Source organism: Desulfomonile tiedjei DSM 6799, from assembly GCF_000266945.1.
GTDB classification, from domain to species: Bacteria; Desulfobacterota; Desulfomonilia; order Desulfomonilales; family Desulfomonilaceae; genus Desulfomonile; species Desulfomonile tiedjei.
Genome location: NC_018025.1, coordinates 5,390,984 through 5,411,686 on the forward strand (window position 1 = coordinate 5,390,984; position 20,703 = coordinate 5,411,686).

The following is a 20,703-nucleotide window of genomic DNA, read 5'->3' on the forward strand; positions in this document are numbered from 1 at the left end:
CCCGTGGCTACACATGGTTCGTCCCTTCGGGACTTTCGAGCCTTGAGCCGAGTGGCGCCTTTACGAAAAGCATGCTGCAGCAAGATCGTTGAGACCTGTTTCTATGCAATCCCGCATAGCCGGGGAATCAAAGCTCTCCCTGTATGCAAATTCCAAACTGCCGAGTATGCGTTCTACGGGAGATTTCGATTCTATGCAGCTATCCCGCTTTATGTAATAGGCGCTCCTGCGAACATGAGAACAAGGTGCTCCTTGCCAGTGTTGTTTCCACAAAAGAACTCTGCGAAAAGCCGATAGCGCTTTATTATTGAGCACTTCTGAATCCCATGAGTCCGTACCTGCCACAACATCCAGGAAGTCGAAAATGGCTCTGACGAAATGTACATCAGTTGCAACCAAACCATACAGATGCCAATCCTCAACGGCACTGCAAATCACTTTTGTCATTCTGGACGGTAGCTCTTTCCATGCAGGGCAGTAGAACGCTTTGCATGCCATACTGCCGTAATGGCACATGCCTCTCAAATCAACATTCCGGTTATCGGGAGCTGACGGATGAAGCATGCATCCCACAAGACTGTGCTCTGTATCCAGAAATCCTGCGAACTCGCACACATGAATTATGGAATCCAAAGGCTGAACCGACTCCGCTCTTCGCACCGCATGTTGAAAGCTCTCGAGACTGTCGGCTGTTCGCTCGGTAGTCGCAAATAAGATTGTCCGCTCGGCAAGATTGCGTTCCAGATGTTGCCGCGTACCATTTGTCACGTTGTACAGGCCGCAACATGCTGCACAGGATTTTTTGGAATCGGGGACACAGAGGTTCATGAATCAACTAAATTCGATTTTTGTATCTACAGAATGTATAGCATGTCCCTCGGGCAACGTCCATGTAAAGCGGTTCTCGTGAGAATGCCTCATTGACAGGGTTTGCAGTCAAGATAGTTAACACGGACCTGCCATGTAGGTCCGTGGCACCCAAAGATTGACATTTAGGCACGGATATAGGGGTGCCACTGACCTGCAGAGCAAGGTCAGTGTAGTTAGCACATTGAATGCAAAATGGTACGAGGTCCTGGAGCTCATTTCCAGCCGGAAAATTTAACTCCGGAGAATGGCAATCTTCCTTGAGCGTATGGACAGCACTCCGCAATTCGATCCGAGCGCACGCACTCCTTCTGAACCCAAAAAAGGTATTGAACCGTGACACGGAATGTAGAAATATGCATTGTCAAAAGTGCAGGCACTCTCCTTCTTACAACTCCTTCTAACCCCATCGGGAGCACACAATAATGGAACACAGCCAACCCAAGATCACTGTCGTAGGCGCAGGAGCCATAGGTGGCGTTACCGCGGCCTTCTTGAGCCGAGCCGGGTGGAACGTGGAAATTATCTGCAAACGCCAGGAAATAGCGAAACAATGCTCAGATCCCGGGCTTCTCATAACGGGTCTTCGAGGAGAAAGCCGTACGCCGCTGCATGCGGTTGCGTCGATTAAAGAGCTTTCAGGGCCGCTTCAAGTGGTGTTACTTGCTACCAAAGCAACCGATTGTGTGTCAGCCGCGCGAGAGCTGTTGCCCATGCTCTCCGATGACGGCTTTGTGGTGTCGCTCCAGAACGGTATCTGCGAAGAAGCGCTCGCGGAAGTGCTGGGACGAGAGCGTCTCATAGGCTGCGTAGTTGCCTGGGGTGCCACAATGCTGGGGCCGGGCCGGCTGGAGGTTACTTCTCCCGGGGAGTTCGTTATCGGAAATCTCGACGGCAAAGTGGACCCTCGCCTCGATTTGCTGAAAGAGGCTCTCTCAAGCGTGGCTCCCACGAGAATATCCGAGAATATTATGGGGGAATTGTATTCCAAGCTGATTGTCAACTCGTGTATCAATACACTGGGCGCTTTGACCGGCATGACTCTGGGGAAGCTCCTGGCAAGTGCACAGGTAAGGAACATTTTCATGGGCCTTATGACGGAAGCAGTTGCCGTAGCGAATGCGATGAACATCAGAATTGAGCCTGGAGGCGGCGGAAAACTGGACTACTACAAATTTCTTTCAGGCGATGGATTTTGGTCCAGGCTGAGAAAGCATGCAACAGTTCGAGTGATCGGATTCAAATATCGGAGGATAAAATCTTCCAGCCTGCAATCGCTGGAACGGGGAAGACCGACGGAAATAGATTACCTGAACGGGTACATCTGCAACAAAGGGAGAGAATTCAGCGTCCCCACTCCTTTGAACGATGCGGTAACCGGAATGGTAAAGGAGATTGAATCGGGACAAAGAATGATATCCCCGGAGAATGTGACAGATCCCCGGTTGAGATTGTAGATCTTCTTCTAATACTGATTGCATAAAGAGATAAGATTTGGTAAACCCTTCTTGTAAAAGTGTTTCCCAGACTCTTCCCAACTGCTTTGACAGGCCCGAATCTCATTGCCGAAAGGTGACTTGGCATCCAAAGCAAGCTACCTTCCCGTTATCATCTACAGCCTCGAGTTTCACATGGACCCGATTCCACGATACAGCAGACACATGCTCTTGCGAGTGATCGGAGAAGACGGCCAGCGCAGGATCGAGCAGTCTCGCATTCTTGTCGCCGGTCTGGGCGCACTGGGTTCTGTTGCCGCTCTGTTGCTTGCCCGAGCGGGAGTAGGATTCATGCGGATTGTGGACCAGGATGCTCCGGAACTCCATAACCTCCAGCGACAAGTGCTGTACGACGAGGCGGACGTGCACAGGGGTTTGTCAAAGGCGGAAGCTGCCTTTGCTCATTTGAAGGCAGCGAATTCCTCAATTAAGATCGAGCCCGTGAACGCTGAAATCGGACCGGATAATGTGGATGCACTCGTCGGGGGCGTGGATCTGGTGGTGGACGCTCTGGATAATACCAGAACCCGATACCTTGTGAACGACGCCATACTGACCCGGGGGATTCCGTACGTGTTTGGCGGAGCAGTGGAAACCGTCGGGAACATCATGACGATTATTCCTGGCAAAACCCCGTGCTTGAGGTGTTTGTGGCCGAACCCCGAAGCAGTGGAGAATCACGCCCGTGCGTCCACGGTGGGAGTCCTCTCTTCCGGGGCTGCGACCGTTGCTTCTCTACAGGTAACCGAAGCGCTCAAGATTCTGTCGGGTCATGAAGATCAGGTTCTTTCGGGTTTGCTGGTGCTGGACGTATGGCGTGGCTGTTTCCATGTCGCGCCTGTCCGGAGAAATCCTCAATGTGTGTGCCGGAAATTCGAATATGCAACCGAAGCCTAGCGATCTCCCCATTTCGGCATTCATCCTGGCAGGCGGCCTTGGACTTCGGCTCCGGGAGGTCGTCTCCGACCGCCCCAAACCCATGGCTGACATAGGGCAGACTCCTTTCCTGCACCTGCTCATTGAACTGTTGAGCGGCAAAGGAATCCGTGAGTTTGTCCTCTTGACCGGGTTCATGGGAGAAGTTGTCGAAGAATACTTCCATGCGCAGAGATTCCCCGGCGTAAGCATTCGTTTCTCCAAAGAGCCTAATCCTCTCGGCACAGGAGGTGCGGTTAAATTCGCGGAACGCTTCGCCGCTGAAACCACGTTGCTCGTCAATGGCGACACCTTTTTCGATGCCGACGTGGAAGCGCTCTATCGGTTTCACCGGAAAAACAACGCTGATGTTACGCTTTCGCTCTATGAGGTTGAAGACGTGAGCCGCTATGGATCCGTCCAGGTGGACTCTGCCGGAAAAGTAACCGGATTCACGGAGAAGAACCGTGTCGGAGGTATCGGACTTGTCAACGCAGGGTGCTCTCTGCTGAGCGCGGATTTTATCCGGCAGCTTCCGGAGGGCGCATATTCCATGGAAGAAAGAATATTTCCGGAACTGGTCCGGATTGGAACCCTGTACGGACTGGTCCAATCAAAACCGTTCTTCGATATCGGCACACCGGAGAGCTACGAAGAATTCCGGAGTTTTTATGGAAGCTGCAATCTGAAATCTCGGTAAACGGATCGTAGCCTGGACAGAATCGGTCACCTGCATTAACCTAGACAAAATAGCTGCCAGTGTGAGGTATCCATGTGTGTTGACGGTGTGAGTCATCTGGTCATGAATGATGAGACAATTCAAGCGCTCATGGCGAACCCCATTCTCGACTTAGTCCACAAGCAGGTGGTCATGAGCCTGTATGCAATGGACTCGAATCATGAGTTAAGCACGTACAAGGAGATGCTGCCCCTGTATCTCGGCACTGACTGGGAGTCATGTGAAGCAATACTGAAAGCTATCGAAAAAGCCGGTCTCCTGACTCGAACCCCCGATGGAATCGCTCTTGTGCATCCTGTGAAACAGGACGTGTCTGCAAGTTGCGGCTGCGCAATGTGAAGAATGTGAAAAATATCGGGGAGGAACTTCTTGTAAGAAGTTCCTCCCCAAACCCCTCCTCAAGAACTTTTGGAAGGACATTCTTTACAAGCAAGGTCCCATGAAATTGCTCAGTCGCTCTCTTCCTGTGCAATGCTCCTGAAAAAGAATGCCTATAGCTGGATCAGTCATCTCAGTCTGGAGATTGCCACGGGCTTCGCCCTCGCAATGACAACCATCAAAATCTACTCCGTGATACGAGAACGTCAGTCTTCCCGAAACATGGATGCGAATAATCTCGCGGCAATCGAGTTTCAGACGATTCGTCTCGTTTACTTGTATGGTTATAATATTAAGAGTTTTTGGGGAGGGGGCCGGGGCAATGCTGTTGAATTAAGGAAAGGGTTCTTGATTTTTCACGTTTAACCTCCGAGAATTCAGAAGGAATTGTGTTGACATGCGGGTAGTTACGCGCGATAAATTCTTTCAAAACAAGCTGCTGAAAGGATTTTATTATGGCACGCATTATGCTTTGAAGAACCATGCCAACTTAGCGCGTACGCTGAAAAATTTCTTCACATTATTCCCGGACAAATCGACCCTTCCAAGAAACGCTCGCCTCAGGACTTTACTCGAAACAGAAAACTCGCCTTTGGAAAGCTTATCACCTTCATCTTGTCCATTGCCGCCAGTGGAAAGGGTAAAGGAGTGGACATGAAATCCGGTGAATTCTTTCGACATGCCAGAATTCTTGGCCTTTGGCCTGACGCCGAGGCGATCCATCGAAGCGCGCTCACCAAGGCGCGCAAAAAGGTGGATTGGAGGATCTTTCGGCAAATACTCGATGATGCGGTTGGTCTGGCTTATGAGTGTTGGCCTAAGAGCCCGAAGGACGAGTGGCATGGTATGTCCACTCATGCGATAGATGGCTCCGACTATACGCTTCCAGCCGCCGATGAGCTCAGGGCCGAGTTTGATCCTGAGAGCGGACTTGGGCAAGCGGGCAAAGGACATTATCCTCAGTGTCTTGTATGCACGCTCTATGACGTCTTCAGACGTCTGCCCATCGCAAGAACTGTGGTCCCGGTGAATTCTTCGGAGCGGGACCAAGCCAAACATCTCCTGCCCCTCGTGCCTGAGGGAAGTGTCTTGCTCCTGGATCGAGGTTACCCAGGATATGAATTTCTCAGCTACCTTTTGGACAAGTTCAAAGGCTATTTCGTGATACGTTGCCCCGCAACGTCCACCTTCGCCACAGTAAAGGAATTCATTCGGAGCGGGAAGAGCGAAGCCGAAATCGTGATTCCTCCGACATCGAACTATCTCAGCCAGGTGACGGCTGAACAACGAAAGGCCGCCAAGCCCATCAGAGTGAGAGTCATCAGACTGTCCAATCCTGACGGAACCCTCTCGGTTCTCCTGACGAATCTTTACGACAAGGTGGAGTTTCCGAGACAGGAGATCACTGACCTCTATTTCAGGCGATGGGAAATCGAGAGCTATTTCCGGGATGAAAAGATTGGGCTCGAAATCGAAAAATTTCATGGCAAAACCTGCAACAGCGTCCTGCAAGAACTCTTTGCAGCTGCGATCATGGCTGTGATCTCAAGAACTCTCATGGCCATTTCCACCCAGTTACTCGGTGGAGAGCTCGGAGAACCTCAGTTCAAGAATGCGGTCATGACGCTCGCGTCTGAAGCCGCCGTGCTCGCCGCAGACGATCCTGAAAGAGCCATCGAAATCTTTCAGGATATTCTCAAAGAAATCTATCGTGTCAAATACTATCGACCAAACAGTCAGCGACCACCCCAACCAAGGGTGAACAAGCAAAGCAAAAACAAATGGCTTTACCGCAGGTACAAAAATGTCCCCGCAGCTTAAGTCAACAGCATTGGGGGGCCGGGGAACCCTTTTTTGCAAAAAAGGGTTCCCCGGAAAACTCTTCCAAATCGCTTTCTTCTTAATTGACCTGTTCTTCGATAATCTTTCTGACTGCAGGCGGGATGAATATTCCTTCAAGGTTGACCCGGTTCAGGGACCTGGCGAGTATAGTAACTTTGCGTCTGGGTGAATCCTTGCGGTTGATGAGAATCATGTCCTTGCCCGCGAGCCGGCAGTAGCCGCCTTCACTGCGAATTCCACTCATCCCGAGATTCTCGTATCTCAATTCTATCCCCAGACGCTGGGCTATGGTTTCAAGATGTTCCAAAAGCGTCAAGTCGTTCATGAGCGATACGCCTCCGTACTACCGTCCGCCCCCATAGTCTGTTCGCAGCGCGTTGTCAAGAGTAAAAATTCCTAAATCGTAAAGCTTCAGTTTCGAGCGGTAGTTTGAGAAGAATTTTATTTTTGGGGTTAAATGGTTCTCGCGTTCGGGTTTGAGATGGGGTATAGGCTTGGTGGGTGAAACGCTTGTTCAGGTGATGATGGGATGGGCATAAACGGTTGTCCGGTTTGTTTGGAAAAACAGCGTTGCATTGACGAGTTAAAAGAAAGATCCAGAGCCTGGAGGCTAAACTGCGCTATCAAGAGCGCAAGGCTCAAGAAGGATACTTCGGCTCTTCCACTCCCTCATCCAAAATACCAATCAAGAGGAACAGTGAACAGAAGGAGAAAAAGCCCAAAGGTGCGCGGCAGGGACACAAAGGTTCCGGTCGCAAGAGCCACGAGTGCGAGTTTGATTATGCGGTAGAAGTGGAGGCTCCAGATATCTGTCCCGAATGCGGGGGTATTCTTGAAAAGAAAGGGGTGGAAGAGAGGAGTGTCCTGGATACGCCTTCTCAAAAACCCGAACGAATAGTATTTCGCTTACCCAAAAGGTATTGTTATCGTTGTGAACGCACGTTTACTCCCCAGACTCCCGGGGTGCTTCCCAAGAGTCTTTACGGAAATCAACTCATTGCCAATGCCATGACGATGTATTACTTCTATGGTCTTCCCATGGGACGAATCTGTGAACAGACTGGAGTAAGCGAAGGAAGCCTGATGGAGGTATATCATCGAATGGGGCGACTTTTTGAAAGAGTTCCCCAGAAGCTCATTGAAGAATATCGACAAGCTCCTGTGAAACACGCAGATGAGACGAGCTGGCGCACTGACGGCAAGAACGGATACGTTTGGCTCTTCGCCACTCCCGATTTGAGCATTTTCCAATTTGGCAAGAGTCGCTCGTCCCAAGTAGCTCATGCAGTCCTCGGCAAAGATCGGCTACCGGGCGTTTTGGTTGTGGATCGTTACCGCGGCTACAAGAAAGCTCCATGTGAGATTCAATATTGTTACGCTCACCTTCTGCGAGATGTCCAGGATTTGGAAAAAGAGTTTCCCGAAGAAGCAGAGGTCTCAACTTTTGTGGCTGTTGTGGCTCCTTTACTTGCACTCGCTCAGGGACTTCGCAGCCAACCGATTACGGATAAGCAATTCTATCGTCGAGCGGCTAAGCTTCGGACTGAAATTAAGGCCGCAATGGAACGACCGGCCCGCCATATGGGCATTCGCCGGATCCAAGGTATCTTCCGTGAAAATGAAGAGAGGCTCTATCACTGGGCTCGAGACCGAACGATTCCGGCAGAAAACAATTTAGCCGAAAGAGATCTGAGACCCACTGTTGTGGCAAGGAAGGTCAGCTATGGATCTATTTCTGATAACGGAGCCAAGACGCGCAGTATTCTCACAACCGTCCTCACCACCCTCAAGAAACGAGGTAACGACCCTGCAGAACAGATGAAGAAAACTCTCGATCAATTAGCAACGAATCTTAAGCTGGACCCCTATGAACTCCTCTTTCAAAGAAACGGCCCTCAAGAATAGCTATATCCATCACAATTGCTCCCGCGAATAACTGAAGCTTTACCCTAAATCTAATCCATTTAGTTATCCGTCGGGAATTCGCTCCTGCTCTTTGTCCCAAAGGGCCGAAGGAGAATAGGCGGGTAATTCATTGCCGGGAATGTGTGTATCAGCCGTCTTTCATCGAAGTCGGGGGGATTCAGACAGCAAAAAGTGGCACGATCGCTCGATGAATGCATGCCTGATCTCTTTTTCTTATTGAGACGCGTGCATCAATCAGGATTGTTGATCTTGTCAATTTGTCTTGACAAATCACCAGAGTAGAACTAACATTCTGCATCTTTACATCTTTTTTGGTTTTTCATGCATTTTTCCCGTGTTAGGAGGGTACCATGACCAAGGCTGAAGTTGTTAACCGCATGGCCGAACAGGCCGGCATTTCAAAAAAAGCCGCGGCCACAGCGCTAAACGCTCTTGTTGGAGCCATTCACGAGTCGCTCAAGAAGAAGGAAGGCAAGATCCGGATCGCCGATCTCGGCACTTTTCGCGTCCTCAAGAGGAAGGCTCGTAATGGAGTAAATCCCCAGACCCGAGAGAAGATTAAAATCGCTGCAGCCAAAGTTCCTCGGTTTGCTCCGTCCAAAAGCCTGAGAGACCTAGTCAGAAAGGCCAAGTAAGTGAAAAAGGAAGATGCCATGAACAAGTCAGATCTTATTGCGGCCTTGGCCAAGGAAACGGACCTTCCCTTGAGAAAATCGGAAGAAATCGTCAATCTCGTCTTCGACACTATGTCGGTGGCACTCGTGGAGGGTAACCGGATCGAAATACGAGGATTCGGCTCCTTTATGGTAAAAGAGTATCAGGGCTACACAGGGCGGAATCCGAAAACCGGTGATAAAATTGCAGTAAACGAAAAAAGACTGCCTTTTTTCAAAACTGGAAAAGAATTGCGCGAGCACGTGGACGAACCGGAATAATCCCGAATAACAGGCAAGCGGTCAAATCTGCATCGCAGGCTCATCATATTTTCGCTTGCCTCACATACCTTCTTGATTCAGGTCCCCCCAGTCATTATCATGCGTACTCGTGATCAGGCACGACAATGAAGTGGTCTGTACACCCAATCATCATACTTGGTGTTGAAAAGTGCACTTGTACGACGACATTCATCTGATAGCTGAAATACTCTATTCAAATGGTTATCTGGATGATAACGGTTTGCTCAGATTACAGGAAGCCGAGCTTTACATAAAAGACCGTCTCGCGCAGGAACGCGCCAAACAGGTGCGGGAATCGGTTCCTCATGCTCATCAGACAACCGCGCTGGAAATTATCGTTGAAATGAAACTCTCCGGGCCCAGGGGCACCCTGGAGGAACCAGTTCTTGTGGAAGCCATGGCGAACTACATGGGCTATCCCTTCATGCGCCTGGAATCCCTCGAACTTGACCCGGATTTCGTGACTCGCGTGCTCCCGCAGAAGTTTTCCGACCGGTTTCTCATCATTCCTCTACAGGAGACTAATGGAAAACTGAAGATTTCCATTTACGACCCTTCCCAGCGTGAAGTGCTTGAAGATGTCTCCAGAGTCTCGGGGAGAGAGCTCGATATCGTGATATCGCCCAAAACCGATATCATGAAAATTATTCTCGAATTTCACGGGTTTCGAGGATCGATCAAGGCTGCTGCCGAAAAACATGTAAAGTACTTCAAGGAATTGTCCGACCTCGAGCGTCTCGCTGAAGTCAAGAGCCTTGAAGAAATCTCCCACACTGACAAAAATATCCGTACCGCTGTGGACGCCATGTTTCGCCGGTCCCTGTCACTCAGGGCCAGCGACATTCACATCGAGCCGAAGCGAACCAAGACCCTGATCCGGATGCGCATCGACGGAGTATTGCACGATGTGGACTGGATACCTGCAGCTCTGCATCAGGCTTTCACCTCCCGCGTAAAGACCATGTCCCAGATGGACATCGCGGAAAAACGACGTCCTCAGGATGGCAGAATAAAGTTAGACACTCGGACGTACGAAGTCGAGGTCCGTGTCTCCACGGTTCCCACTGCTTTCGGTGAAAAAACGGTGTGCAGAATACAGGACCCGGAACTGTTGTTCATGGACCTCGAAGAACTGGGATTCAACCCATTCGATCTCACCACATTTCAATCGTTCATAAACAAGCCTTTTGGAATCATACTCGTCACCGGTCCCACGGGCTCGGGTAAAACCACAACCCTGTATTCCGCAATGAAGGTGCTTTCCACATCGGAAAGAAATATTACGACCATCGAAGATCCTGTGGAAATGGTGTACGAAAAATTCAACCAGATCGCCGTCAATCCTGCAGTGAGCATGCTGCACAATCCCGAAGAAAAGATGACTTTCGGGCCCATGTTGCGGCACGTCATGAGACAGGACCCGGACGTAATCATGATTGGTGAAATCCGGGATGAGGAGACTGCTTCCCTGGCGGTTCAAGCAGCTCTGACGGGGCATCTGGTCTTTACCACGGTGCACACGAACGATGCTTTGAGTTCCATCAACCGCCTGTTGGATCTCCGTGTACCAAGTTTCCTCCTTGCGGGAACCGTTGTGGGAATGATTGCTCAAAGACTGATAAGAAGGGTCTGCCCCTACTGCCGTCAGGAATACTCCGTCAGCATAAAAGACCTGAACAAAAGAGGATTCAACTTTGAAGGTCCGGAGAAGATATTGCTGAAACGCGGGAGCGGGTGCCACGAATGTCGCGATACAGGCTATTTTAAACGGGAAAGTGTCTATGAAGTAGTGGGAGTCGATGACGACATCGCAAAATTGATTGTGGATGAACCGGATATGCTCGCGTTAAAGGAAATGGTACGAAAGAAAAAGTTCAGCACCTTATGGGAAAATGCCATAAGAAAGATGCTGCACGGAATCACCACGCCAGAAGAGGTTTTGAGAGTTGCACAAGCCGATCCGCATTTTCGGGAACCGATCCACCTCCGCAAGACTATGGAATGGTCTGATTAAGGTTCCTCTATGAGCGACCACGAAGCAACGCCTTTCCCTCCTTTTGTATTTCGACCCCCCAGAAAATCCTGGACAATCCATATTGTACTGTTTGTCCTCACGGTACTAACGACTACGTTTGCCGGAGCGCTGATTTTTGTGGATCAGCAGCAGTCTGACGGGTGGCTGCTTTCTTTTCTGAGAGGTTTCTATTTTTCCATACCGCTTATGTCCATACTGCTGGTTCATGAAATGGGTCACTATCTGGTGGGCAAGCGAAGGCTGCTCGACGTGACGCCGCCTTATTTTATACCGGCGATTCCGCCTCTCGGTACTTTCGGGGCCTTCATCAAGATTCGATCGGTGATTACCAATTTGCGGGTGCTTGCGGAGGTGGGAGCTTCCGGTCCCATTGCGGGTGCTTGTCTGGCTATTCCTCTTCTGTTTCTTGGACTCTGTCTTTCGGAAGTCCGCCCTGGTGTTGCTCCCGCGTCTTCCGGGCTCGAATTTGGATCTTCGATTATTCTGGAACTACTCTGTCTGCTCCGATTCGGAGATTTTTCTTTTAATACGACGATTATTCTGCATCCTACGGCTGTTGCCGCGTGGTTCGGACTATTTGTGACCGCGATGAACCTGCTTCCCATAGGCCAGCTTGACGGCGGTCATGTCGTCTTCGCGCTGTTCGGACCCCGGATTGCCCAGCGCATTTCCATAGCGGCCTTTTGCCTGCTGATTCCTCTCGGCATTCTCCTGTGGCCGGGCTGGTTGATGTTTGCGCTGCTCACATTGATTCTTGGGTTGAAACATCCGCCTCCTCTCGATCCGTACACTCCTCTGGATGCCGCAGGCAGAAAGCTAGCCTGGACCGCAGTAGCCCTCTTTGTGCTGACGTTCATCCCAATTCCGGTGAATGTTATTGAATGATGGGAGATTTTCCGAGTTTCTTGCATTCTTCGGTGAATCGCAACTCGGCTTTTGACATCTAAATTTACGGGAAGACCTTGCGGGTACTTCACCGTGCTGTGAACTGTTTTCTTCGTAAACTACCTTGAAACGACTGGGGGTATCGTATGAAAGCCAACTCCGAGAAAGACGCTTCTCCTGTAGACACGGAATCAAGACTCCGCGCGGAAATCGATAGATTTGTGCTCTGCCGTACATCTACCTGTGATTGCCGCATAGATCGCGGAAAGTGTGAGGAAGGAACGGAAGTAAGATCCTTCCAATCCGAAAAGGAGGCTCATGAAGCTCTCGTCCACAGATGGGAAAAGGGAACTTGTTTTTAGTTTTTATTGGAGAAAGAACAATCCCGTGCGGCTGTTCAGCGACTGCCAAAAATTCTGACGTTTATCCCATGCTCCTACAAATATACTAGTGGTGACCGGCGTCTCTGCATCTCGAAACTGTCTCAAAAGTCTCGAACGCACAAAAATCGTGCCACGATTCATCATCCTTGTAGGGGCAGGTCTCGTGCCTGCCCTCCCGCAATGACCGGCACGGAGGCCGGTCACTACCGGGCACCCACGAGGGGCGCCCCTACAATCAGGCCGTGAAGATGATAAGAATTTCGTGCCACGATCTGGGACAAATTTCGACTTCTGAGACAGTCTCTCCCTGCCGGTCCATTCTATGGATGTCATTCATTATATTGAGGAGGTGCCGGCACGGAGACACGGCACCCACCAATATCCCTATTTTCAACTGGACACTAATATTGACGGTGATGGCAGATTATGAAATTTGATCAGGAGATCGGCTGTTACCTGTTCAGTGCCTTTTTTCCTATATCTTTGCGGTAATGCACTCCATCCCAGCAGATTTTTGCCACGGCTTCGTAGGCTTTTTCTATGGCAACGGAAATTCCTGCTGCGCGGGCAGTTACTCCCAGCACGCGGCCTCCTGCGGTGACGAAACCATTCGGACCGTTTGCCGTTCCCGCGTGAAATACTTTGACTCCATCAAGGGAATCCGCTGCTTCGATTCCGGTAATAACTTTCCCTTTTTCGTACGATCCCGGATATCCTCCTGAAGCCATGACAACGCATACTGCATCTTCGGGGAGCCACTCGATGGTCTGCCGGTCAAGGGTTCCTTCCAGGGCAGCCACCATAAGCGGGATCATGTCGCTTTTCATACGAAACAGGAGAGGTTGCGCCTCAGGGTCTCCCATGCGTGCATTGAACTCCAGGACTTTCGGCTGTCCGTTGTCGATCATGACTCCCGCATAAAGAAAACCCATGTATGGGATACCTTCTTTATCCATAGCCTGCACCGTCGGGATCATGATCTGATTCATGATGAGGTCGTGGATTTCACGAGTAACCACCGGTGCAGGTGAATAAGCTCCCATTCCACCGGTATTAGGGCCGCTGTCTCCGTCGAATATCGCCTTGTGATCCTGAGAACTGGCGAGCGGCAGAACATGCCGCCCGTCCGTAAACGCTATGAATGATGCTTCTTCTCCCTGCAGGCAGTCTTCCACGATGACCAGATCACCGGCGGAACCGAAGATTTTGTCCTTCATGATAGCCGATAATGCGGAAAGAGCCTCTTCTCTGTCGCGGCACACGAAAACACCTTTACCTGCAGCAAGGCCGTCGGCCTTCACGACAGTAGATCCGGTTCGTCCTTTGATATAAGATTCTGCTGCATCGAAGGTGTCGAAAACCTCGAAATCTGCGGAAGGGATATTGTACTTGGCCATGAGACGCTTGGTAAAAACTTTGCTTCCTTCCAGCGCCGCAGCTCGAGCTGTAGGACCGAAAACTCTCAGACCGGCTTCGCGGAAAGTGTCGGTTATGCCTGCGACAAGGGGGGCTTCAGGTCCCACTATGACCAGATCCACTTTCTCGGACAGTGCCAGATCCTTCAAAGCAGGAATATTTTCAGCCGAAACATTTGCAAGGCGGCATTTAGGTTCACGGCTGATTCCCACATTTCCGGGGGCTGCGATTACTTCGGTCACCAGGTCCGATTGAGCCGCTTTCCACGCCAATGTATGTTCTCGACCGCCTGAACCGATTATCAGAATCTTCATAGTCATTTCGCTCCCGAACCCGGCTGACTCCACATGCCCCGCTTTTCCCGTTTTGCTTCCTGCTCTAATTCGATGTACGGCCGGATGTCAAAGGCCGTTTCTTCCCTATCGATTTCGGCCAATCCCATTCTGATCATGCGAGCATTTATTTCTTCGCCGGAAATAAACACAAATCCTTCTTTCAGATCTTTCCCTTTATCCCTGATGGGCTTGAATCTGACCCATTTAGTTTCCAATGTTTTTGTGAGGTAATCTTTTGCAGCGGCTTCCTGGTTTTTCGGTATTTTCAGTCCGATCAGCCTCATATGAATCTCACTGCCGCTTCCACGCGCAAGGATCGTCTTGTCATCTTCGACCTTTTCCACTCGCCACAGGTATTCGCCTCCTTCCATGGGAGGCCTGCTCGCGAAATAAAGATATAAGACCACTCCGAGCAGGAGAATCCCGATTCCTAACCACATTTTCCATTCGCCTTGTAAGCGCAACTTCGCCATACGTACTCCTTGGCTATGACGGTCCTCGAGGAAACGTTTCTCGGTCGAGGACTTGGTTCGCGATCAGCTTAGAACCGACGAGTCACCGGACAATTCGTGCCGTATTCTCTTTGGGTTCACGTAGCTGAGCGACTTCGGCCTCAAAGACATCCTCCGCTATGGAAAGATCCGGACCAATGTAACGGTTATGGAGTCTGACGTCTGAAGGGAGCCGAACAATCACCGCGAAATCTTCCGAATCGAGTTGCACGAGTCTTACAAATCCGCCGTTTTCACCCAGCACTTCTTTGGTCACGTTGAACATCCCGCCAATATACCACAGGACCGAAAAAAAAGGAGGAAATTCGCAAGTCGCTTGCAGAAACAGGACCAAAATGGTTATTGTAAAGTATCCTTTGTGGGGTGCTAATCGCTAAGGAGTGTTGTGGCCGGTATGCAGAATCACGTAATTATCGAAACCGTGGACCTGGTGAAAGACTATGTAGATGGTACAAATCTGATCCATGCGCTCAGGGGTGCCAATATCAAGGTATATCAGGGTGAAATGGTCGCCATAATGGGACCTTCAGGATCGGGAAAATCTACTTTGCTTTATGTGCTGGGATTATTACAGCCTCCGACATCCGGCACGTACCTGTTCAAAGGACAGAATATCCTTGAGTATTCCCGTGAAGAGCAGGCAGAGTTCAGGAACAAGGAATTGGGTTTTGTTTTCCAGAGCTGTGATCTGCTTCCCAATTCCACAGTCTTCGAGAATCTGGAATTACCACTCATCTATGCCGAATCAGACCGCCGGGCGCGAAGAAGAAGAATTCTCGAGGCACTTGATAGAGTAGGTCTTTCACATCGGGTGGATCATTGGTCCAATAAGCTGTCCGGAGGAGAGCGACAAAGGGCTGCTATCGCCAGAGCACTCGTGAATAGCCCTTCCTTGATCCTTGGTGACGAACCCACAGGCCAGCTCGACCAGAAGAACACGGAAATTGTGGTGAACCAATTGAGAGCAATAGCCGGCCAGGGATTTACCGTTGTGCTCGTCACTCATGAAGAGGATATCGGCCAAGCTTGCGATCGTATCATCAGGATACGCGATGGATCTGTCGTCTCCGAAGGATTCGAGACAGGATACGTTCCGGCAATTCTGAGGGGTGTGTTACCGGATACACACGCATTTGCCAACCAACAACTCTGACCCGCGACCGCGAATGCACGGCAGAAAAATTCCGAGACTCGGCTGTCAAACAGGAGCCGTAAAGGTACGTCTTCCCGAAAAAGAATACGCGCGCATTTCTCCATTTTCTTTATAGTCAGTGCCAAAAATTCTGTCGTTTATGCCGCGTGTGAATTACAGGATATTGGTAGGGACCGGCGTCTCTGCCGGTCCATCATAGCGATATCATTTATTAATATTGAAGATGTGCCGGCACGGAGGCCGGCACCTACCAATACGCTTTTTCTGAATCAGACATTAGTTTTGGCACTTACTATAAGTCCGGATGTATATTATTTTTCAGTATTCTCCCAGTATCCGGGGATAAGCCGAACAGTGTAATTTCAGGAGGGCGAAATGCTCAACGGGGCTGAGGATGTACTCGACCTCAAGCTCGATTCCAGGCTTGCCGAATATGAATTGTTGGAACGAAGACGGTTCGAAGCTCATCGGCTCGCAATTGCCTTCTTGTGGAAATCGACACTTCCTGCAGGTTTTCCTTTGATTTTGTGTTTTATGGGCGGCACGGGCACGGGAAAGAGTACGCTATTCAACTCCGTTGTCGGTCGTGCCATCAGTGAAGTCGGCACCAGAAGACCCTTCACCTTCAATGCTGTAATCCTTGTCAACGAATCCTGGTTAGAAACCCTCAAAACATGCCCCTTTCTCTCCCAAGATATTGCGGATGCGAGGATTGTCGTGGATTCCGGGACGCATCCATACAATGAAATAGTAATAGACACCCCCGACTACGACAGCATCCAACTTTCGAATAAACGCATTGCAGAAGACTACTTCATCATCGCCGATCTTATGGTGTTTGTGACTTCCCAGGAAAAATATGCGGACCTCGCGGGGCGACGTATAACGGAAATGGCCCGGGAATGGAATAAACAAACCATTTTCATCATGAACAAAGTTGTTTCCGAAACAGCATATAAGGACTTCACCGGCATGCTCGCGGCCAACGGTTTTACTCAAGTCCCACTGAGAGTGGAGCGTGTCGAGCCGGCTCCGCAATTCATCCCTGGTTTGCGAGAAAGAAAAGGTTTTGCGGAAGTATTCGCACCGCCGGATCTCAACCAACTGGAACTCATAAGAAAACAGGAGATTGGACGATTAAAAGAACAAACCGTCGAGAGCATTCATGCATTTCAGTCTTCTCTTGAAGCTCATGTCCGGAGAGTGGATTCAGTAACAGTTCAGATCCGGGACATGCAGAAAAACGTTTCCGAAGAAATGGAAGCGCAGTTGGACGCCTTGGTGACCGAGGACGTTCAGGCTAAAATCCAACAGCGATTGCAGGGGCTTCTGCGCAAGTACGATGTCCTCTTCGTTCCCAGAATGATGGTCCGAAACGCTATTCTCGGAGTATTCGGCTCCCTTGCCAAAATTTTCGGAGATTCCTACCCCGAAGGGGCCCAATCCACAGAAAAAGACATCAGGAATGAAGACTTGGAACAGGCACGCTCCGCGGTGAGACTCAGGCCGCTTGAATCCGCGATTGCCGACCTGAATTTCCGCATTGCGCGCTTGTTGTCAGCGGATCGATCGCTCCAGGATCTTCGTTCTGCAGCACAGACAGGCGTTCCGCGATTGGGGACTGTAGAAATCGGCGAGCTGTACGATAAGGCGTTTCCTGGTATCGAGCATCTTCTGGAAGAGGAGTTCAATCGATTCAAGGATGGATTGTCGCGTAAAGACGAACTGAAACTCTACAGTTCGTATACTGCGTGGGCATTGTTTATCATTACTGCGGAAATAGTAATGGGAGGCGGCTTTACTTTGTTAGATGCATTACTCAATACGGTAATTGTACCGTTTATACCGAAATGGATGGTCAATCTGAAAGTACTGGATGTATTGAGAGACATAGGTGAACGGGTGGACAGGAATCATCGTGCAGTCCTGGAAGGCATTCTGGAAAAGCAAGCCAACCTGTACGTTGAATTATTTCGGGGTCTGATTCCGGATAATGAAACACTCAGGCAACTTGAGACTCTAAAGGAAAAGATCGAATCCCATCACGTCCCGTGAACTCACCGTAGTTCCCGGCCAGATATCTTGCGGATTTTGGTTTCAGGAGTATATTTCGAGAAATCATTCTATGGAGATGATGATGGCTTATTTTGCAAAAATCAGGTTAACTCAGGCTTGGTTGATTGGGCTGTTATTTTTGTTGATTTTGCCATGCAACGTTTATGCCCAGGAGGACGATTTGAAACATTTTACGCTCCCGAATGGCTTGGATGTCTTCGTAAAAGAAGATCACGCCAGAAAAGTCGCCACTATTCAGATTTGGGTCAAAGTGGGCAGTGCTGATGAAGAGCTATCCGAACTTGGAATCAGCCATCTTATCGAACATATGGCGTTCAAAGGCACAGAAAAAAGAGGCGTCGGGCAAATTGCATCGGAACTGGAAGCCTTGGGGGGAGAAACCAACGCATATACCAGTTGGGACGAAACCGTTTTCCATGTGACTGTTCCCTCCACCGGCGTTTCTCAAGGATTGGACATCCTGACAGATGCAGTCTTCAGGCCGAGCATCGATCCCGATGAACTGAACAAAGAAAAACAAGTTGTTATTGAGGAAATCCTGGAAGGTGAAGAACGACCGGAACGCAAAGCATCAAAGTTGCTCTTCCATACCGCGTACGAAGTGAGTCCGTACAAATACCCGATAATCGGATACAAAGATGTCGTGGCAGGTTTTACCCGCGACAACATCATACAGTTTCGGAAGAAATGGTACGTGCCTGAAAACATGTTCATGGTCATTGTTGGAGACATAGATCCCAATCAGGTGCGCACAGATCTCGAAAAGTATACCGCTGATTTGAAGCAGACCGGTTTTTTCAGACCTCCTCGGCCGAGCGAGCCCGTTCAGAAGGAAATCCGCGGTGCGGTGCTCAGGGACCGGAATTCTCGTGAAACCAGACTTTACGTGGCGTTTCATATTCCTTCCCTTTCGAGTCCGGATGTGAATGCCATCGATCTGATGGCAGATATACTCGGCGCTCGGGACAGCTCGAGACTCGTACAGACCCTCAAGAAAGACAAAGGTCTTGTCAACTCGATATCGGCATATGCGCTTACGCCTAAGAAGCCGGGCCTTTTCGCGATTTCCGCCACATTGGATGGAAAGAATCTCGAGACTGTCACAAAAGGCATCATGGAGGAAGTGGCAAAGCTCCAAAAGCAGCCTCCCTCTGCCGAAGAATTGGATCGCGCAAAGACTCACATAGAATCACAGCATATCTATGCCAGGGAAACGGTCCAGGGCATGGCGAGAAGTATCGGAAGCTTTGAGGCTGATCTTGGGGATGCATCGTACGAAGAAAAGTACCTGAACCTCAACAGACTTATTACTCCTGAACAGATTTCTGCCACAGCCAAGAAATACCTTACCCCACCGAACGTTACTGTCACCGTGCTTATACCGGAAGACGTGGAACAGGATTTCCAGATCGAAAAGCTGACCGGTGTCGTCAAACATTTTGGTGCATCTCAAACCGCACAGACTGCAGCAGCCGGAAAGGAAGCCGCCGCAATTGTGCGTACGTTTCCCAATGGGCTTAAGGTGGTGCTCCAGCCCGATAATTCCAATCCTGCGGTTTCCTTCAGAATCGCAATGATGGGTGGAAAACGATTCGAGACCAAGGAAACTGAAGGCATCATGAATTTCATCTCTCAGATGCTGGATAAAGGAACCTCAAAGATGTCCGAGCAAGAAATTGCTCAAAAGGTGGAGGACATGGGGGGACGCCTGAACGGATTTTCCGGGTACGATTCCTTTGGCGTATATGCGACTTTCTTCAGCAGGAACACTGACGAAGGCCTCGAAATGCTGGCTCGCATTTACACGGATCCTGCATTTCCCGAGGACAAGCTTGAAAGAGAGCGGAATCTGATTATAAATCGGATCAAAACCGAACCGGACAGACCAGTTCAGTACACGGTAAATGTCCTGAATCAGACGGTATTCAAAGATCATCCGTACGGCTTTGTAAAAGAAGGGACTCTTGCGACTGTCGCGGGATTCACGGCAGACGATCTGAAGCAGACGTACGAACGGTTCGCGGTTCCTGCAAATACGGTCATCACAGGCGTTGGAGCGCTCGATCCCGAAAAGACCATGGCTCGTATCGAACAGCTTTTCGGCAAACTGGAAGCCAGGCAATTCGTTCCTCCTGTAGTGCCTGCTGAAGAGCCGATCGCCAAAGTCCGGGAGAATGTGGTTCAGATTCCTCGGGCCAAGGCTCATATTGCAATCGGCTTCAGAGGCGTCAGCGTTTCGGATGAGGATCGATATCCTCTTGAAGTGCTCAACAACATCCTGGCCGGACAGGGAGGTAGACTTTTCCTGCAGCTCAGAGACAAAGAATCTCTGGCCTATGTAGTGACTTCTTTTGTGCGTCCGGCTGTTGAACCGGGTCTGTTCGGTTTGTATATCGCCACCGAACCCTCGAAAGCGGACACGGCTCTCAAAGGATTGTTCCGGGAACTGGAGCAGGTCAAGTCTCAGCCGGTAAACGGAGCGGAACTGGAGAGATCTATTACCAATCTTATCGGCAATCACTTGATTTCGCTGCAAAGTTCATGGAATCGAGCGGAAAATTCGGCCTTGAATACACTCTATGGCTTGGGCTATGATTATGATAAGGAATATATCGCTAAAGTATCCAAAGTGACTTCCGATGACGTTATGAGAGTAGCTCGCAAATACCTGGAGTTGGACCATTGCGCGATCGTGAAGATCATGCCCGAAAAGGACGCATAGATGATGTAATACTGCTTTTAAGCACATTGGGATGAGACGTGATGGAACTGCTGCGGGACCGGCAATA

General features: G+C 50.0%; 17 protein-coding genes and 1 pseudogene. 13 read left to right on the forward strand and 5 right to left on the reverse strand.

All coding sequences use genetic code 11. The annotated features are described in order from the left end of the window. Nucleotides 1-60 precede the first annotated feature (60 nt). Nucleotides 61-828: a hypothetical protein gene (locus DESTI_RS29345; RefSeq protein WP_014812396.1), complete on the reverse strand. Its 768-nt coding sequence runs from the start codon at nt 826-828 to the stop codon at nt 61-63. 464 nt (nt 829-1,292) lie between these two features. Between DESTI_RS29345 and DESTI_RS23110 the strand changes: the two genes are divergently transcribed. From DESTI_RS23110 to DESTI_RS23140, 5 genes are all read left to right on the forward strand, one after another. Then, nucleotides 1,293-2,324, forward strand: coding sequence for a ketopantoate reductase family protein (locus DESTI_RS23110; RefSeq protein WP_014812397.1), 1,032 nt, complete (start codon nt 1,293-1,295; stop codon nt 2,322-2,324). A gap of 120 nt (nt 2,325-2,444) precedes the next feature. Beyond that, on the forward strand, nt 2,445-3,260 hold the full coding sequence (locus DESTI_RS23115; RefSeq protein ID WP_052316091.1) for a HesA/MoeB/ThiF family protein: 816 nt from the start codon (nt 2,445-2,447) through the stop codon (nt 3,258-3,260). Then, nucleotides 3,244-3,978, forward strand: a complete 735-nt coding sequence (locus tag DESTI_RS23120) for a nucleotidyltransferase family protein (RefSeq protein ID WP_014812399.1) — start codon at nt 3,244-3,246, stop codon at nt 3,976-3,978. Before DESTI_RS23115 ends, DESTI_RS23120 begins: the two co-directional genes overlap by 17 nt. Before the next feature lie 72 nt (nt 3,979-4,050). After that, nucleotides 4,051-4,356 carry a hypothetical protein gene (locus DESTI_RS23125; protein WP_014812400.1) on the forward strand — a complete coding sequence of 102 codons (306 nt, stop codon included), beginning with the start codon at nt 4,051-4,053 and terminating at the stop codon, nt 4,354-4,356. A gap of 642 nt (nt 4,357-4,998) precedes the next feature. Continuing rightward, nucleotides 4,999-6,216: an IS4 family transposase gene (locus DESTI_RS23140; RefSeq protein ID WP_237671475.1), complete on the forward strand. Its 1,218-nt coding sequence runs from the start codon at nt 4,999-5,001 to the stop codon at nt 6,214-6,216. Between the two features lie 79 nt (nt 6,217-6,295). Here DESTI_RS23140 and DESTI_RS23145 read toward each other — a convergent pair whose 3' ends face one another. Next, nucleotides 6,296-6,562 carry a hypothetical protein gene (locus tag DESTI_RS23145; RefSeq protein WP_014812402.1) on the reverse strand — a complete coding sequence of 89 codons (267 nt, stop codon included), beginning with the start codon at nt 6,560-6,562 and terminating at the stop codon, nt 6,296-6,298. A gap of 204 nt (nt 6,563-6,766) precedes the next feature. Here DESTI_RS23145 and tnpC point away from each other — a divergent pair. The 5 genes and pseudogenes from tnpC to DESTI_RS23170 all read left to right on the forward strand — a co-directional run bounded on the left by tnpC (nt 6,767) and on the right by DESTI_RS23170 (nt 12,039). Then, a pseudogene (gene tnpC, locus DESTI_RS23150) lies at nt 6,767-8,142 on the forward strand (IS66 family transposase). 371 nt (nt 8,143-8,513) lie between these two features. Further along, nucleotides 8,514-8,798 (forward strand): HU family DNA-binding protein, encoded by a 285-nt coding sequence (locus DESTI_RS23155; protein ID WP_014812403.1) that lies wholly within the window; start codon nt 8,514-8,516, stop codon nt 8,796-8,798. Between the two features lie 18 nt (nt 8,799-8,816). Beyond that, nucleotides 8,817-9,098 carry an HU family DNA-binding protein gene (locus tag DESTI_RS23160; protein WP_014812404.1) on the forward strand — a complete coding sequence of 94 codons (282 nt, stop codon included), beginning with the start codon at nt 8,817-8,819 and terminating at the stop codon, nt 9,096-9,098. A 175-nt stretch (nt 9,099-9,273) separates the two neighbouring features. Further along, nucleotides 9,274-11,133, forward strand: coding sequence for a GspE/PulE family protein (locus DESTI_RS23165; protein WP_052316092.1), 1,860 nt, complete (start codon nt 9,274-9,276; stop codon nt 11,131-11,133). 9 nt (nt 11,134-11,142) lie between these two features. Beyond that, nucleotides 11,143-12,039, forward strand: a complete 897-nt coding sequence (locus tag DESTI_RS23170; protein ID WP_014812406.1) for a site-2 protease family protein — start codon at nt 11,143-11,145, stop codon at nt 12,037-12,039. An 835-nt stretch (nt 12,040-12,874) separates the two neighbouring features. On the opposite strand, the gene purD is transcribed toward DESTI_RS23170, so the two are convergent. The 3 genes from purD to DESTI_RS23190 all read right to left on the reverse strand — a co-directional run bounded on the left by purD (nt 12,875) and on the right by DESTI_RS23190 (nt 14,941). After that, the gene (gene purD, locus DESTI_RS23180; RefSeq protein WP_014812408.1) at nt 12,875-14,152 is read right to left on the reverse strand and encodes a phosphoribosylamine--glycine ligase; all 1,278 of its coding nucleotides are present in this window, start codon (nt 14,150-14,152) and stop codon (nt 12,875-12,877) included. Nucleotides 14,153-14,154: 2 nt separating this feature from the next. Beyond that, complete coding sequence (locus DESTI_RS23185) at nt 14,155-14,646, reverse strand: thermonuclease family protein (RefSeq protein WP_014812409.1); 492 nt, start codon at nt 14,644-14,646, stop codon at nt 14,155-14,157. Nucleotides 14,647-14,728: 82 nt separating this feature from the next. Next, complete coding sequence (locus DESTI_RS23190) at nt 14,729-14,941, reverse strand: hypothetical protein (RefSeq protein WP_014812410.1); 213 nt, start codon at nt 14,939-14,941, stop codon at nt 14,729-14,731. A gap of 138 nt (nt 14,942-15,079) precedes the next feature. Here DESTI_RS23190 and DESTI_RS23195 point away from each other — a divergent pair, with 138 nt between their 5' ends. From DESTI_RS23195 to DESTI_RS23205, 3 genes are all read left to right on the forward strand, one after another. Continuing rightward, nucleotides 15,080-15,838 (forward strand): ABC transporter ATP-binding protein, encoded by a 759-nt coding sequence (locus DESTI_RS23195; protein ID WP_014812411.1) that lies wholly within the window; start codon nt 15,080-15,082, stop codon nt 15,836-15,838. A 375-nt stretch (nt 15,839-16,213) separates the two neighbouring features. Further along, the gene (locus DESTI_RS23200; protein ID WP_014812412.1) at nt 16,214-17,893 is read left to right on the forward strand and encodes a GTPase; all 1,680 of its coding nucleotides are present in this window, start codon (nt 16,214-16,216) and stop codon (nt 17,891-17,893) included. 181 nt (nt 17,894-18,074) lie between these two features. Beyond that, nucleotides 18,075-20,636: a M16 family metallopeptidase gene (locus DESTI_RS23205; protein WP_169316392.1), complete on the forward strand. Its 2,562-nt coding sequence runs from the start codon at nt 18,075-18,077 to the stop codon at nt 20,634-20,636. Nucleotides 20,637-20,703 lie beyond the last annotated feature (67 nt).